A 14698-nucleotide genomic window follows, 5' to 3' on the forward strand; every position below is an offset into this window, starting at 1 on the left:
CCCAACATTCATTGCCAAATATGCTTTTACATCAGTTTCCGGGGCGGAATGGATACCGTCAACCGCATGCCCGACAAGTGCCGAATCAGCCTCCCGTCACGTTCATCAAACGGGCGGGCCCGCGCACATCCTGCCCCTCTTGGGGAATGAAAAAATCATGCCGGGCCGGCTTGAAAGCGAGCGCCAGATTGATGGCTGTCAGCAGATCATCGTCTGTCCCGCCTTCTCGCAGGATCCGGCGAAGATCGACCGCACCATCGGACCCGAGGCATGTGTAAAGCTGCCCGGTGCAAGACACCCTTACCCGATTGCAGGTCGCACAGAAGTCGTGACTTAGCGGGGTGATAAACCCTAGCCGGCGACCGGTTTCTTCCACCCGCATATAACGGGCAGGTCCCGCACTCCGGTCCGTCAGCGGAACAAGATGCCACTTCTGGGCAAGATCGCGGCGAACCTCTCCTAATGGGAGATAATGCCCGGTGCGATCATCTCCCGTCTCGCCCATGGGCATGGTTTCGATGAGACACAGATCGGTCCCGACTTCTCCACACCATGCAATGAGACGATCCAGTTCATCGTCATTCACACCGCGCATGACCACCGTGTTCACGCGCACTTCCAGCCCCGTCTCACGCGCGGCGTGGATGCCCGCTATCGTTCTCTCCAGCGTGCCTCTCCGCGTGATACTGGCGAAGCGTGCCGGATCGAGTGAATCCATGCTCACATTGACGCGACGCACACCCGCCTCTTTCAATGCGGAAGCATGCACAGGAAGCTGAGTGCCATTGGTGGTGAGAGTCAGCTCATCCAACTTTAACGGAGCATTGCCTGTCGTCCAGCGCCCAAGTTCCCGCACAAACCCATCGATCCCCCGACGGACCAGAGGTTCCCCTCCCGTCAGCCGGATGCGTCGCACGCCCCGGCGGATGAATACTGTGCAGATGCGATCAAGTTCAGCGAACGTAAGGACATCGTCGCGCGGAAGAAACTCCATCTCCTCCGCCATGCAGTAAAGGCAGCGCATATCGCATCGGTCCGTAACCGAGACGCGGAGATAGGACACGTGTCTGCCCTGGGAGTCGATCAGACCGGACTGCATTGGTACTATATATGCCCGCAACCGACCCGCGGCAAAGCCGGAAGTGTCAGATCACCTGCAACGTCACGACACGGGCGTCGAGCACCACCTTGCCCATGTGTTCGAAATTGACGGTCACGCGGGAACCGATGGCGGACTGAACCTGTCCGTCACCCCATTGAGGATGATCGGGATGCCGGACCCACTGGCCCGGCTCCAGAAAGGAGCGAAACGTATCATCACTCATGAAACGCCACTCCTTTTCTGGGAAAGCAGACCTCAGTGACCGGCGTTCTCACCTGAAAAGTCGGGCTTTTCCAGACCGGACAGTTCAAGCTGGCGAGCAAGTGCTGCCTTGAGATTGTCCAGCCCCCGCTCGCTTTTGCCCTCGCAGCGCGCAACAAGCACGGCCTGCGTATTGGAAGCACGAAGCAGCCACCAACCATCCGGCGTGTTCACGCGAACGCCGTCGATCTCGGACACATCCGCGCCATCCTTCCGCAGACGTTCCGCCACTTCTTCAATCACCTTGAACTTGCGCACGTCATCGCAGTCAAAGCGGATCTCAGGCGTGGTGACGGTCTGCGGCAGGCTCTCGCGGAACGCCGACAGTGGCTCTTTCATGCGGGCAACGATGCCCAGCACACGGATGGCCGCGTAGATCGCGTCATCGAAACCGTACCACTTGTCGGCAAAGAAGATGTGTCCCGACATCTCGCCAGCTAGCGGTGACTTCGTCTCGGCCATCTTCGTCTTGATGAGCGAATGACCCGTGCGCCACATCAGCGGCTCGCCACCGGCTTTTTTCACTTCGTCGAAGAGAACCTGAGACGCCTTCACATCCGCGATGATCGTGCCACCCGGATGGTTCTTCAGCACGTCGCGCGCCAGCAGGACAAGGATCTGGTCACCCCAGAGAATGCCCCCCTTGTCGTCCACCACGCCCACGCGATCCGCGTCACCGTCGAAGGCGATACCAAGATCGGCCTTCTGCGCCTTCACAGCCTCGATAAGCTGCTCAAGGTTCTTGGCTACGGTCGGATCGGGATGATGGGCCGGAAACGTACCGTCCACCTTACCATTGAGGAGCGTGTGCTCGCCCGGCAGTTTGGCAAGCAGCGCGGGCAGAACATCGCCTGCAGCACTGTTACCACTGTCCCAGACCACCTTCAGTTTGCGATCACCACCGTCATAATCCTGAAGCAGACGCGCCACATACTCAGGCTTGATGTCGATGGTCTTCACCGTGCCCTTGGTCTCGGGCACGACATCGCCCTTGTGCGACAGATGACCGAGATGACGGATCTGCTCGCCGAAGAACGGCTTGCCGGCCATCATCATCTTGAAGCCGTTGTAATTGGCCGGATTGTGACTGCCGGTGACCATGATCGCGCCGTCCGCCTTGAGCGTGACGGAAGCGAAATAGAGCATCGGCGTGGGGCCGCGCCCGATGCGCGTCACGTCGGCGCCAGAAGACACAGCGCCGTTGACCAGCGCTTCTTCCAATGAAGGCGAGGAAACGCGGCCATCATAACCGATCACCACGGTCTTGCCGCCGCTACGGATAACCATGCTGGCGAAGGTGCGTCCGATCGCGAACGCATCCTCAACGCTCAGAGTCTTGCCCACGATTCCGCGAATATCATACTCGCGGAGGCTCGTGGCTTCGAACGTGTGCCGAAAGCTCATCAGAGTGACGCCGTATAGTTTTTGAGAAAGCCTTTGACGTCGTTGGCCAGATCGGGACGTTCCAGCGCGAACGCGATCTGTGCTTCAAGGAAGCCGATCTTGTTGCCGCAATCGAAGCGCTTGCCCTCATAGCGCAGACCATGGAACGGCGTCTTGCCGATCGTCTTGGCCATGGCGTCAGTAAGCTGCACTTCACCGCCCGCACCTTTCTCAAGAAGAGCAAGGAACGGCATGATTTCGGGCGTCAGGATGTAACGGCCGATGATGGACAGGTTGGACGGCGCATCTTCCGGCTTGGGCTTTTCAACCAGCCCTTCGATCTCCACCAGCTTGCCGTCATCCTTGCCCGGCTTGAGAATACCGTACTGATTGGTGCGCTCGCGGGGCACTTCTTCCACGGCCACAACGCTGCCGCCGGTCGCATAATACGCATCGGCAAGCTGCTTGAGGCACGGCACACCGGACTGCACGATGTCGTCAGGCAGCAGGATGGCAAACGGATCGTCACCGATGAAGCTGCGGGCGCACCAGATGGCGTGACCAAGCCCGAGCGGCTCCTGCTGACGAACGGCAACAAGCGAACCGGCCTCGATGCTGCTGGGTTCCAGCGCCTTGAGAGCTTCGACCTTGTTGCGCTCGCGCAGGGTGTACTCAAGCTCGAACGCGACATCGAAATAATCGATGAGGGAATCCTTGCCGCGACCGGTGATCAGGCAGATCTCCTCGATGCCGGCCGCGCGGGCTTCATCGACCGCGTACTGGATCAGCGGCCGGTCGACGACGGGCAGCATTTCCTTGGGCATGGCTTTGGTGGCCGGAAGAAAGCGGGTTCCAAGTCCGGCAACGGGGAGAACGGCTTTACGCAAAGGTTTTGTCACGAAGCGGCACCTTCTATGCTCATGTGCAGACACCAAGCATTACGCGCCGCACACTCCGAAGGATGCGCGGCGCGTAACGCTGCTGTAGCGCGACTGTAGATCGCACAGGCCGCATCGTTCTAGTGGTTAAGATTGTTAAAAACGTGACAAATGCGAGGAGATCGCAATTCCTGCGATCCAGCCCTGCCCGGAGGGCAGAACTCTTTGATCCAAATCAACTCACATTATGGGTGTCCGGATTTCCGGAAACTTTGGTGCGGCCGAGAAGACTCGAACTTCCACAGGGTTTCCCCCACAAGCACCTCAAGCTTGCGCGTCTACCATTCCGCCACGGCCGCCCGTGACAACCGGCATCGTTTGAGTGATACCGGCTGAAGTTGGAGGGCGTATAACCGATGCTTGAGGATGCCGCAATGTCCGAATCTGCGATTCGGGCGAAAGATTTATCTCCCCCGCACTCCTGCGGAACCGTTCCCGGCGGCGAGCATGAGATCCTGTGGGAGCGCTCGGATGAACTTGTCCCCTACCCGCTGGCATTGGCGCGTATGGAAGAGACAGCACGCGCCATTCGCGCCGACGGCGCGCAGGAACGGATCTGGCTGCTTGAACACCCTTCGGTCTTCACGGCGGGTACATCTGCAAAAGAAGCCGACCTGTTTAATCCGCGAGGGTATCCCACCTATTCTGCCGGTCGTGGAGGGCAATGGACCTATCATGGCCCCGGTCAGCGGGTGGCCTATCCCATGCTCGATCTCACCCGACAGCATGGCCCTCTGCCGCCCCGCGATCTGCGGGCCTATGTCGGGTTTCTGGAAAGCTGGGTGATCGCCACTCTTGCCCGGTGCGGTGTGAGAGGGGAACGCAGGGAAGGTCGTGTGGGCGTGTGGGTGGTAGATGAGGCCACAGGCGTAGAATCCAAGATTGCCGCCCTCGGTGTGCGCGTGACCCGCTGGGTGAGCTGGCACGGTATTTCCATCAACGTAGACCCGGACCTGTCCGCGTTTGAAGGCATCGTTCCCTGCGGCATTCGCGAACACGGCGTGACAAGTCTGCGGAATCTGGGACTGGATATAACGATCGCGCAACTGGACACTATTCTGCGTGAGGAATGGTGTCGTCTCATTACAGATTGAACAATAGGCTCATGTTTTCACATCGGGCCGTTTGCTGGCATCAAGGCCCGTCTCCTTCATCATGAAGGCGACCACCAGAACACATATGAGACCACAAACCGCCAGCAGCCCGAAGGCTTCCGGCAGCGAGTGATCGGCCACGGAACCCGCCAGCGTAGTGCTGAAACTCGCCCCCAGCCCCATCGCCAGTCCCAACATCCCCATACAGAGATTGAAGTGCCCGGTCTGACGGGTCAGATCCGCTGTCACCAACGGCAGCATGACCCCAAATGCCGCCGAACTGACACCATCGAGCATCTGTACAGCCACGATCAGTAGGGGATCGGAGACGTAACCGAGAAGCATGCCTCGCAAGGGAAGTGCAAGAAAAGCGCCGAGCATGACCGGACGACGTCCGATATTCTCGGCCCATCGGCCAAAAAACGGGGACAGCAAAGCACCAAGAAGCTGCGGCCCGAGAATACAGGCCGCAATAACGATTTCCGCCGACCGACCGGCTTCTTTCGTAATCTGTCCGGCCGCAAGCGGCAGCATGGCAGCATTGGAGAGATGAAAGAACACGATACACAGAGCAAACGAAAACAGTCCCCGCTCCCGTAGCAACGTAAGAACCGAACGCACCCGCGCGCGCTCGGGTCGCTCACCCTCCGCAAGACCTGCTGCACTTTCGTTTAATGGCGTGCCCACCGGCTCAATCATCCGCAGAGCAAGCAGTCCCGGCACAGCCATGAGAGCACCCAGAACAAAGGTTGCCCGAGCGGACACCAGATAGCCCGCAGCGCCCATCAATCCGGCCGACAGAGCGTTACCGATCGCGGCGAGACTGGCGTTGCGCCCGAAGCGTACTCCCAGCGCCCCTCTTGCCCCCACGGGATCACGCGCGAGACGCGCCGCTACGACACCCAGCGTCAGGGCGCTGATAGCGGGATTGAGGGTGCAGCTTGCCAGACCATGCAGGATTTCGGCCAAGGCAACAGGCAGGCGCTGCGGCATGATGGCCATGAGAAGGCAGGACAGGATGATCGCGATAATCGAAACTTCCGCCACTCGCCGCTTGTTGACCAATGCGTCCACCAGCGCCCCTGCTGGCACCTGACTGACCATGGCCGTGACCGAACCGATACTCAGCGCCATGCCGATCTCGCCCTGAGTCCAGTGTTCCTCAGTCAGATAGACGGAAATGAAAGGTCCGAAAGCCGCCTGAAGATTGGCCACAAAGAAACTGACACCATCCAGTCCCAGCCCGCTATTGTGTGGCAGTCCTTTTAGCACGGTCATTCTCCGCCTTATCTCTCCTGCAAACGCACGAAAAAGCCTTGCGAGATCATGGAGAGGGCCGATCACTTTTCTGGGGAATGTCTGAAGGCGTGGTGTCCTCCATAGGATATGCTGACGCCGGCGCAACCCGTGGTCCTATCAAGACAGAAACATCCTGAGCATCCGGGTCGTATTGAGGAGCTGAACGGATCGCCTGATCGGGAACATACAGAGTGATTGTGCGGTTCTTGCCACTATCGCGATTAATCGTCAGAAGGACGCTCGATACGGCAACACGGCGGCTACCAACGCCAAGAAATCCGCCGATATCGAGCACCACGGCCCGCATTTCCCCATCCGATCCGATCAGAACATTCACGACATGACCGAGGACGTGACCGTCTGCGCCCAGAACCTCCCGGTCAATCAACCCGTCAAGCCGTTCGTGACCGATTTCTCCTTCAATGGAAGACGCATCTTTCTGTGTTGGAGCGATGGGTACGACAGGCAGCGTGATACGCAAGTCGGGGTTATCGCCGCTCGTCCCGTCTGGCGCCGGAAATGGAGACACCACTTCTCGGGGCGTATCTGTTGGAACAGGGTTGAAAAGGGAAAAGCCGGGCGGATCGGCGGATGTGCCCGTACCCTGCGAAGAAGGTGCGGCGTCCTGAGCAAATGCACATCCGCATGGCGCGATGATGCAACCCGCCAGGAAAGACGAGATGAACCATCCATGAAAACGCGCACTGACTGAACGCATTTTTACTTCCCGCTTCGGTATTCAGACTTTTATCATGATCCAGCTTTTCGCATCCTCAAAGACTCATCGGGCTATGTCGCATTTTCGTGCTCAAGTGCAACGGAGTGCAACATGGCCTGCACAGGCCCATTCATCTGTCCTATAAGGTCTGACATGGATCCAATACCGCATATTCTGGTCATTGATGACGACCGGGAAATTCGCGATCTGCTTTCGTGCTTTCTTGAGCGCAACCAGATGCGTGTCACCAGTGCTCGCGACGGGCGGGAAGCCCGTAAACTGTGGGCGCAGGGGCATTATCATCTGGTCGTGGTGGATCTGATGCTGCCGGGTGAAACCGGGCTGGACATTGCGCGCTGGCTGCGCTCGCAGGCCAATGTCCCGATTATCATGCTCACCGCCATGGGAGATGAGACAGACCGCATCATCGGTCTGGAACTCGGGGCGGATGACTACGTCTCCAAGCCTTTCAACCCGCGCGAACTTCTGGCCCGCATACGTGCCGTCATGCGCCGCGCCGACAGTTCATCCGACGCTGGATCGGGTGATGTGCGCGAAATCGTATTTTCAGGCTGGACGCTGGAACTCGCCCGCCGACGGCTCCTCAATCCTCAGGGAACGGAAGTCGCACTGACGGGGGGTGAATATGATTTGCTGCTGGCTCTCCTTGAGCGCGCAAACCGTGTGTTGACCCGTGACATGCTACTTGACCTGCTCCGGGGACGTCAGGCCGGGCCGTTTGACCGCGCCATCGACGTTGCCGTCAGCCGCCTGCGGCGAAAGCTTGAGGATGATGGCCGCAACGCCCAGCTCATCAAGACTGTTCGCGGAGGTGGATACGTGCTGGCAGCCGATGTCGAGCGGCGCTGAAAGCGGTTCTTTCGGAGCTATTTTCATCTCCGAAAACTCCTGAGAACCCGGATGCTTCGCAGCACATCTGCCAGATTTTCACGCTTCATGCCGCGCACACTGGCGGCACGGATGAGCCTTCTTCTGATCGTCGGCTTTGCCGTTCTTGAAGTGCTCGGGCTGACCATCGAGACTCTCGACCGCATGAGCTTCGATGAACGGCTTGCTGCGCATCGCGCGACGGTTCGTGCCATGATGATCTATCGGAGTGTGGCGGAAAACCCACCCTCCGAGCGGACCGATGAAGTCGAACACCTCTCGCTTCCCGATGATTTCACGGTTCATCTGGCATCGAAACCCGATGAAGACCTGACAGTCGAGGTTCCCCGGCACCTTGTAAGAACCATGCTCTTTCTGCCGCCCGCAGGACCGGGTGGTGGGCCGCCGGGCGGAGGTGGTGGCCCCGAAGGCGGTGGCGGACCCGGCGGCGGTGGTGGGCCGGGTGGCTTCGACGGAATGCCGCCATTTGCTGAAAGAGAAGGACATTTTCCATTCCCTCCAAGGGACAATGAAGGGCCGCGACCGGAAGACGATCATCTCGGCATGCCTCTCATTCCACCATTTTCGGCTCCCGAATGTCACGATCCCGCCGATATTCCTCCTTTTCTTCGGAACCAGTACCCATCCGCCGAAGCCTGTTCCACGATGCCCCCGCCGGATATTTTCGGCTTTCCTTCCGGTCCCTCACAGTTCCGTTTCCGGCGGATGGGGCCGCCCTGGTTTCCCCGGAAGGTAATGATGCTGCCCGAAGGCTCAGGGCGTGGACGTGGCATTGCGTTGCAACTTCCAGACGAAGACCGCTGGCTCATCATCCGGTACTGGCTGCCCGTTCCCAATCCTTTTGACTCGCCCACTTTTCCCATAGCCCTTGGCCTCATGACAGCCGGCGGCGGGTTTCTGATCGTATGGGGCGTGAGACGCCTGCTCGTTCCAGTACGGACTCTGGCTGCTGCAGCTGAAAACTTCGTGCCCGATGATACCGCGCCACCGCTCTCTGAGGACGGTCCCGTGGAGGTCGCCCGCGCCGCGGCGGCTTTCAATACGATGGCGCGGCGCATTCGGCGTTTTGTCGCCGAGCGCACACAAATTCTCTCGGCCATCGGCCATGATTTGCGTACACCCATAACGCGCCTGAAACTGCGTACGGAATTCATCGACGATGACGTCATGCGCGGAAAGTTCCTCAACGATCTCAATGAACTTTCGGCCATGGTGGAGTCCACTCTGGCGTTTGGACGGGACAGCTCATCCCGTGAGGCGATCTCTGCTCTCGATCTGACAGCACTCCTCCAGACAGTCGTGGACGATGTGGCCGAAAGTCATCCCGATCACGCAGACAACATCGAACTTGTTGGAAATCCACCACAAATCGTCATTCGCGGACGTCCCCTCAGTCTGAAACGCGCTTTCACTAATCTGGTCAACAATGCGGTTCTCTACGGTGGTGAAGCACGGGTAACGGTCGCCCCTCCCGAAGACGGGCGCGTCATTGTGACGATTGAAGATGACGGCCCGGGGCTGGATGAGGCCGATCTGGAACGGATGTTCGAGCCGTTCGTTCGGGGTGAGGAAAGCCGCAACCGTGAAACGGGAGGCACAGGTTTGGGACTGGCCATCGTCCGAACCATCATCCGTGGTCTGGGGGGAAATGTCGTGCTCCGCAACCGCTCTCCGCAAGGGTTGGTCGCTATTGTCACACTCGTTGCGTGAGGATCACTCCCCGACTGTCGGCTCACCCCTGAGCCAGATCGAGTCCGGCATGGCTTCCACAAATATCCGGTGTGCCGCGAGAGTTTTTTTATCGGGACGGATCAAAACGGGCGTGCGCCCCATCGGGCCGCTGTAGCGGACGGCGGGAGAATCGCCCTCTTCCACGCCCAGCCCAAGACCGTGCTGGCGGCCGCCCATGAGTTCGAGATAGACCTCCGCCAGCAGCTTGCAGTCGAGCAGCGCGTTATGGGTCGTGCGTTCGGAGAGATCGATCCCATACCGGCGACACAAGGCGTCTAGACTGTTGGGCATGCCCGGAAACCGTTCCCGCGCAAGTTCCAACGTGTCCACCTTCCGTGCTGGATCGAGAGGCGCTTTTCCAACGCGCGCCAGTTCGGCGTTGATGAAGCCGAAATCGAAGGTCGCATTGTGGGCAATCAGATCGTCGTCACCGATGAAATCGAGAAACCCCTGTGCCACCTCGGCGAATTTTGGCTTTCCCTCGAGATCCGCAAGCGTGAACCCATGAACGCGCGAGGCTTCCTCGGGAATGTCACGTTCAGGGTCGATCAGAACATGAAAAGTCTTTCCCGTTGGAAGATCGCCCATCATTTCGAGAGCCGCAATCTCGATGATCCGGTCGCCGCCCGTAGCTTCCAGTCCCGTGGTTTCGGTATCGAACAGCACCGCACGTTTCATGACCGCAACTCCCGGATCAATGCTTTCACCTGTTTACGCGTATCGGCAAACGACAGCCCCGTACGGATGACCACATCCGCCCGCCGGCGTTTCTCCCGGTCGGACATCTGTCGGGCAATCAGACGCTGCGTTTCCACAGCGTTCAGACTACGCCGACGGGCTATCCGTTTTATCTGCGTGCGACGTGGAGCCGACACAACGACCACCTTATCACAGCGTTTATCTCCTCCTGTCTCGAACAGCAGGGGCACATCCAGCACGACCCAATCACATCCACGACGTCGGCAACGCTTGAGAAAACGGTCCCGCGCCGCAAACACGAGAGGATGAACGATTTTTTCCAGTTCCCACATCAAGGTCGGGTCCGCCACAACGGCCTTCCTCAACACCCCACGATCCAACGTGCTCTGCCCCTCAGAGATATGCAGGGCATCAGGCACCAGCTTCCCTATCGATTTAACCGCAGCCCCGCCCGGACCTTGAAGACGGTGCACGGTCGCGTCGGAATCAAACACTGGCAAACCGGCCTCACGGAACATCCGCGCGACCGTGCTTTTGCCCATGCCCATTCCACCTGTCAGTCCCAGAATCTTCATGAGTGGCTCAACGATGCAAAGCGGCCAGCACGTGCCTGACTGTCGCCTCATCCACCTCGGCATCCGCTCCGAACCACGCACGAAAGCCCGGCCGCGCCTGATGCAGTAACATGCCAAGACCGCCCACAGTCCGGAGACCATGCGCCGCAGCGCTTCGCAGTAGCGGCGTCTCGCGCGGGACATAGACAATATCCGACACGACAAGATCGGAACCGGCACGTGACAAATCTGGCTTCCACGCAGGATTGGGGCCGCCCGCCATGCCGAGGGAGGTCGTGTTTACAAGGAGCGAGATGTCTCTCAGTTCTTCTTCCCAACTGTCCCACGAGCAAACACTCACGCCAGCGCCCGACTGCCCGGCATGTTTTGTCCACGCAGCGGTGATGCTCGCGGCAAGTTCCGCTGCCCGCGCAGCTGTTCGATTTGCAAGGCGAACCGCAATTCCTTGCTCCAGAAGACTGACCGCGATGGAACGCGCGGCCCCGCCCGCCCCGAGAAGGAGCGCCGGCTCCCGCGCTGCCAGAGCTGGAAGCACAACCCCTTCGGCTTGCAGGCTTGCGATATAACCGAACCCGTCGGTGGACGTCCCCTGAATCGTTCCGTCCTCACGAAACACGAGCGTGTTTACAGAACCTGCGATGCGGGCCATGGGATTGACCTCATCTGCAATGGCAAAAGCAGCTTCCTTGTGAGGGATAGTGACGTTCGCGCCACGAAACCCTGCCGCCTGTAATCCTCGAATGGCCGTATCGAACGCTTCCGGAGCCACACAAAGCGGCACGTAAGCACCATCGATACCGTGACGCGCCAGCCAGTAGTTGTGCAGAACGGGCGAAAGCGAGTGACTGACCGGCTGACCGATCACACCCGCCAATCGTGCTTTTCCGGTGATACGCGGGCCGTTCATTGACTGGCCTCCTCATCGGGGTGACGTCCATAACGCGAATGATAATGCGCCACGGCCTGAGGCAGCAGGCGGGAAAGCCGGTCTCCCCATTCTTCCTGCCCCTCCCGACCGAGGATCAGATCCTGACGAATCTCGATCTCCACATGGGGGATCTTTCGCCGCTCACCATGAACCGGAATGGTGTAGTCACTGGTATCCGTCAGCTCATACGGCTCGTTGTCACCAACGATGAGCCCCTCCTCACGCAGCAGTTCCATCAGCAGATGACCGAACTGCGGATCGTGATTGTGAAGAATGCCGCAATGCCATGGCCGCTGTATTCCACGCATAGTGGGCGTGAAGCTGTGCAGTGCTATCAGAAACGTCTCGCGTCCTTCTGCTTCGCGACAGTCGAGTTCCTGCCCGATCCGGATATGATACGGCTCGAAAATCGCGCGGGTACGGGCAGCCGCGTCTTGCGCCGAAAGATCCGCGTTCGCGGGAACAGGCGTGCCATCGCTAGCAGTGACAATGGCCGTCGGATGCCCGGGCGCACGGTTGCAGTCGATGACAAGGCGGGAATACGCCTGTTCGATCAGTAAAGCTCCGGTTTTCTCCGCCAGCCGACGTCCCACGCCATCGATGCCAATATCCCAGCCGATATGTCGAGCCCGCTCCTCGGCCGACACGCCAAGACCTCCCAAAGCCTGTGGAATGGCCCGACCGGCATGGTCGCTCACCAGCAAAAAAGGAGATGTTGGGTCCGTGCCGCCCACTACGTTTACAGGTTCCGGGTCGAGCCCTGCCGCAAGCAGCGGTGGCATCTCTGAATATGCGACAGACGGCATGGGGCTCTCTCTCCTGCAACCTGAACTTACTCTGCGACGTCTCATGGACGACGCCGGGCTGCAAGGGCAACCGTCCGTGCGTGTCGCGGAAGCGGTTATCTGGCACAAAATAGTCTTTTTGTTTGGAAATCAGTTCACTGAATGAGACAGACACATTCATCTCGGATTCTGTTCAATATTTATATTTTCGACAGAATTATGACCGGCGAGAAATCTGTATTTTACATTTAATTAACGACCAATCGATATGACGCCTTAAAAAATTTATGTTAAGATTATGTTTACGAAATTGGCTCCGCACGCGTTTCGCAACGCGCTAAGTGGCGGTGGCCAAGTCAATAATTTATTGAGACAGGCAACCAAAATGGCCACTTACATCTGGTCTGGCGACGGACAAAGCGGACGTTTCGATGATCCGGCAAACTGGAGCGTAGACGGGTCCGCAGCCTCCGCCGCGCCCACATCGACCGATGACGTCGTCATTCCCAAGGGTGCCACGGTCGCTCTTGCCTATGCCGATGGATCGGGCACGGCATCCCTGAACTATGCCTCTCTCACGGTGCAGGCGGGAGCGAGTCTCGACCTTCCGTATTGGGGTAACGTGACCATCAATGCGCCTGTCATCGACAACGGTCAGATTGCCGCGGGAACGGCTCATGTGACGTTCAGTCAGGACGTGACCGGCAAAGGCACCTTTACCGTAACCGGCGGTGGCACAACGACCTTTGCGTCCTCCGTGTCACTGGGTACTCTTATGGCAACAGGCAGCGGCAAGATCGTTGGCGACAAGGACGTCACCGCCAGTGTCGCCAGTATCCAGGGAAATGGCTCTCTCGCCGTGAACGGCTCGCTGAATGTGGCCGACAGCCTGTCTCTTTCCAGTGGCAACGTGAACGTGAGCGGAATGACCTCGCTCGGCACGGCCTATCCGACAGGTTCTTCGGAGGTCTCCTTTACACTGGGTAATGGTGGCGGCACGCTTTCCACGCTGGGGGGACTCAGCGTCAATGGCGTTCCAGCATCTTCAGCAGATACAGTTGCAACGATGAATGGCGTCCATCGCCCTGGAGACTGGTTTCATTCCGGCGCACCCGGTACCGGCCAGAATCTCAACGTCACCCTGTGCTTCCTGACCGGCACACTGATCGAAACGCCGACCGGACCGCAGGCTGTGGAAACCATCCATAGTGGCGACAGCGTGATGACGCTGGTTGCGGGCGAGATGGTGGCGCGCGAAGTGGTATGGGCCGGTCATGCCCACACCGTCGTGCGCGAAGGTCTTCCCGACGACGAAGCGGGATATCCCGTGCGCATTCTCAAGAATGCGATTTCCGACGGTGTACCATCCCGCGATCTGCTCGTGACCCCAGAGCACGCCCTTTTCCTGAGCGGCAAGCTGGTCCCCGTACGGATGCTGGTGAACGGCTCGTCCATTTTTTACGACCACACGATCACCTCCTACGATTACTTCCACATCGAAACGGCTGAACACGCCATTCTCATGGCGGAAGGTGCGTTCACGGAAAGCTATCTGGATACAGGCAATCGCGCAGCTTTCCGTGAGCAGGGCGTGGTTGTCAGACTGCGCGGCTCTTCTTCTGCGTCCATCTTGGCCGCACCTCTGGACACGGATCGGGCCTTCGTGGAACCCATTTTCCGTGCCATTGCCGAGCGTGCCAGCCGGGTCGAAGGTCATCACCATGAAACCTCGTCGGCCGCCGCAACAGTGGCAGAATCCGGACTTCACCTTGTCACGGACGATGGTGAGATTCTGAAGCCCGTGCGACGGCTGGCCGATCGTGTCTCCTTCAATCTGCCACGTGGCACGCAGCGCATCCGGCTTGTCTCGCGCGCCAGCCGTCCGAGCGACGTCGTTGGACCGTTTGTCGATGATCGCCGCGAACTTGGCGTGCTCATTGGTGAGGTCGTGGTGACTCAAGGCGGTACGGCCCGCGAAGTGTCGGGGCATCTGGTCCGCACCCCGCTTCCGGGCTGGTATGGCGTGGAAAGCAACGGAACCTGTCGCTGGACGAATGGCAACGCCGTGCTGCTGCTCGATACTCCCGTGAAAGGCGACGCTGCTTTTCTCGATGTGCAGGTACTGGCTGGTGGCCCTTATCTGGCTCTAACCGAATCCTCAGTGCGCCTGAGTGCGTAACGGTTGCTTCGTTCCTGAATATTGAGGGTTTAGAAGCTTAATTCTCAAAGGGAGCGCGGCCAATCCCCGCGCTCCCTTTGTGTATTTCATAACCCGA

Annotated in this window: 14 protein-coding genes and 1 tRNA gene; 4 read left to right on the forward strand and 11 right to left on the reverse strand. The window is 59.0% G+C overall.

What is annotated here, in order from left to right; translation table 11 throughout:
- Positions 1–85: 85 nt before the first annotated feature.
- The 5 genes from moaA to KUA11_RS04165 form a co-directional block, all read right to left on the reverse strand.
- Complete coding sequence (gene moaA, locus KUA11_RS04145) at positions 86–1099, reverse strand: GTP 3',8-cyclase MoaA (RefSeq protein ID WP_217409105.1); 1014 nt, start codon at positions 1097–1099, stop codon at positions 86–88.
- 46 nt (positions 1100–1145) lie between these two features.
- Positions 1146–1325: a DUF3553 domain-containing protein gene (locus KUA11_RS04150; RefSeq protein WP_166312758.1), complete on the reverse strand. Its 180-nt coding sequence runs from the start codon at positions 1323–1325 to the stop codon at positions 1146–1148.
- A 32-nt stretch (positions 1326–1357) separates the two neighbouring features.
- Positions 1358–2767, reverse strand: coding sequence for a phosphoglucomutase/phosphomannomutase PgmG (gene pgmG / locus KUA11_RS04155; RefSeq protein ID WP_217409106.1), 1410 nt, complete (start codon positions 2765–2767; stop codon positions 1358–1360).
- On the reverse strand, positions 2767–3645 hold the full coding sequence (gene galU, locus KUA11_RS04160) for a UTP--glucose-1-phosphate uridylyltransferase GalU (protein ID WP_217409107.1): 879 nt from the start codon (positions 3643–3645) through the stop codon (positions 2767–2769). The genes pgmG and galU overlap by 1 nt, the downstream gene beginning before the upstream one ends.
- 252 nt (positions 3646–3897) lie before the next feature.
- Positions 3898–3983, reverse strand: a tRNA-Leu gene (locus KUA11_RS04165).
- A 75-nt stretch (positions 3984–4058) separates the two neighbouring features.
- Here KUA11_RS04165 and lipB point away from each other — a divergent pair.
- A complete protein-coding gene (lipB, locus tag KUA11_RS04170) occupies positions 4059–4778 on the forward strand; it encodes a lipoyl(octanoyl) transferase LipB (RefSeq protein ID WP_217409108.1) in 720 nt (239 codons plus the stop codon).
- Between the two features lie 9 nt (positions 4779–4787).
- Here the strand turns inward: lipB and KUA11_RS04175 are convergent, their stop codons facing one another.
- Positions 4788–6056, reverse strand: coding sequence for an MFS transporter (locus tag KUA11_RS04175; protein ID WP_217409109.1), 1269 nt, complete (start codon positions 6054–6056; stop codon positions 4788–4790).
- A 46-nt stretch (positions 6057–6102) separates the two neighbouring features.
- Entirely contained in the window at positions 6103–6795 is a 693-nt protein-coding gene (locus KUA11_RS04180; RefSeq protein ID WP_217409110.1) for a PRC-barrel domain-containing protein, read from the reverse strand.
- A gap of 153 nt (positions 6796–6948) precedes the next feature.
- Here KUA11_RS04180 and KUA11_RS04185 point away from each other — a divergent pair, with 153 nt between their 5' ends.
- Positions 6949–7665, forward strand: coding sequence for a response regulator (locus tag KUA11_RS04185; protein WP_166312752.1), 717 nt, complete (start codon positions 6949–6951; stop codon positions 7663–7665).
- Positions 7666–7752: 87 nt separating this feature from the next.
- Positions 7753–9414: an ATP-binding protein gene (locus KUA11_RS04190; RefSeq protein ID WP_254454639.1), complete on the forward strand. Its 1662-nt coding sequence runs from the start codon at positions 7753–7755 to the stop codon at positions 9412–9414.
- Positions 9415–9417: 3 nt separating this feature from the next.
- Here KUA11_RS04190 and dnaQ read toward each other — a convergent pair whose 3' ends face one another.
- Genes dnaQ through KUA11_RS04210 form a run of 4 tightly spaced genes read right to left on the reverse strand, consistent with a single transcriptional unit; the run spans position 9418 to position 12419 of the window.
- On the reverse strand, positions 9418–10113 hold the full coding sequence (dnaQ, locus tag KUA11_RS04195) for a DNA polymerase III subunit epsilon (RefSeq protein ID WP_217409111.1): 696 nt from the start codon (positions 10111–10113) through the stop codon (positions 9418–9420).
- Complete coding sequence (coaE, locus tag KUA11_RS04200) at positions 10110–10709, reverse strand: dephospho-CoA kinase (protein WP_217409112.1); 600 nt, start codon at positions 10707–10709, stop codon at positions 10110–10112. The genes dnaQ and coaE overlap by 4 nt, the downstream gene beginning before the upstream one ends.
- A gap of 7 nt (positions 10710–10716) precedes the next feature.
- Entirely contained in the window at positions 10717–11616 is a 900-nt protein-coding gene (locus KUA11_RS04205) for a shikimate dehydrogenase (RefSeq protein WP_217409113.1), read from the reverse strand.
- On the reverse strand, positions 11613–12419 hold the full coding sequence (locus KUA11_RS04210) for an N-formylglutamate amidohydrolase (RefSeq protein WP_217409219.1): 807 nt from the start codon (positions 12417–12419) through the stop codon (positions 11613–11615). Before KUA11_RS04210 ends, KUA11_RS04205 begins: the two co-directional genes overlap by 4 nt.
- Positions 12420–12807: 388 nt before the next feature.
- Between KUA11_RS04210 and KUA11_RS04215 the strand changes: the two genes are divergently transcribed.
- Positions 12808–14601 carry a Hint domain-containing protein gene (locus KUA11_RS04215; RefSeq protein ID WP_217409114.1) on the forward strand — a complete coding sequence of 598 codons (1794 nt, stop codon included), beginning with the start codon at positions 12808–12810 and terminating at the stop codon, positions 14599–14601.
- Positions 14602–14698 lie beyond the last annotated feature (97 nt).

Origin of the sequence: Acetobacter estunensis (genome assembly GCF_019083805.1) — a bacterium.
In the GTDB taxonomy this organism is placed as follows: Bacteria; Pseudomonadota; Alphaproteobacteria; order Acetobacterales; family Acetobacteraceae; genus Acetobacter; species Acetobacter estunensis_A.

What these genes read in the sequence shown, in the direction of transcription:
- KUA11_RS04190 (WP_254454639.1), top strand. Translation starts at nt 7,753, where the DNA reads ATGCCGCGCACACTGGCGGCACGGATGAGCCTTCTTCTGATCGTCGGC.
- KUA11_RS04215 (WP_217409114.1), top strand. Translation starts at nt 12,808, where the DNA reads ATGGCCACTTACATCTGGTCTGGCGACGGACAAAGCGGACGTTTCGAT.
- dnaQ (WP_217409111.1), bottom strand. Translation starts at nt 10,113, where the DNA reads ATGAAACGTGCGGTGCTGTTCGATACCGAAACCACGGGACTGGAAGCT.
- coaE (WP_217409112.1), bottom strand. Translation starts at nt 10,709, where the DNA reads ATGAAGATTCTGGGACTGACAGGTGGAATGGGCATGGGCAAAAGCACG.
- KUA11_RS04185 (WP_166312752.1), top strand. Translation starts at nt 6,949, where the DNA reads ATGGATCCAATACCGCATATTCTGGTCATTGATGACGACCGGGAAATT.
- moaA (WP_217409105.1), bottom strand. Translation starts at nt 1,099, where the DNA reads ATGCAGTCCGGTCTGATCGACTCCCAGGGCAGACACGTGTCCTATCTC.
- KUA11_RS04205 (WP_217409113.1), bottom strand. Translation starts at nt 11,616, where the DNA reads ATGAACGGCCCGCGTATCACCGGAAAAGCACGATTGGCGGGTGTGATC.
- pgmG (WP_217409106.1), bottom strand. Translation starts at nt 2,767, where the DNA reads ATGAGCTTTCGGCACACGTTCGAAGCCACGAGCCTCCGCGAGTATGAT.
- KUA11_RS04150 (WP_166312758.1), bottom strand. Translation starts at nt 1,325, where the DNA reads ATGAGTGATGATACGTTTCGCTCCTTTCTGGAGCCGGGCCAGTGGGTC.
- KUA11_RS04175 (WP_217409109.1), bottom strand. Translation starts at nt 6,056, where the DNA reads ATGACCGTGCTAAAAGGACTGCCACACAATAGCGGGCTGGGACTGGAT.
- KUA11_RS04180 (WP_217409110.1), bottom strand. Translation starts at nt 6,795, where the DNA reads ATGCGTTCAGTCAGTGCGCGTTTTCATGGATGGTTCATCTCGTCTTTC.
- KUA11_RS04210 (WP_217409219.1), bottom strand. Translation starts at nt 12,419, where the DNA reads ATGCCACCGCTGCTTGCGGCAGGGCTCGACCCGGAACCTGTAAACGTA.
- lipB (WP_217409108.1), top strand. Translation starts at nt 4,059, where the DNA reads ATGTCCGAATCTGCGATTCGGGCGAAAGATTTATCTCCCCCGCACTCC.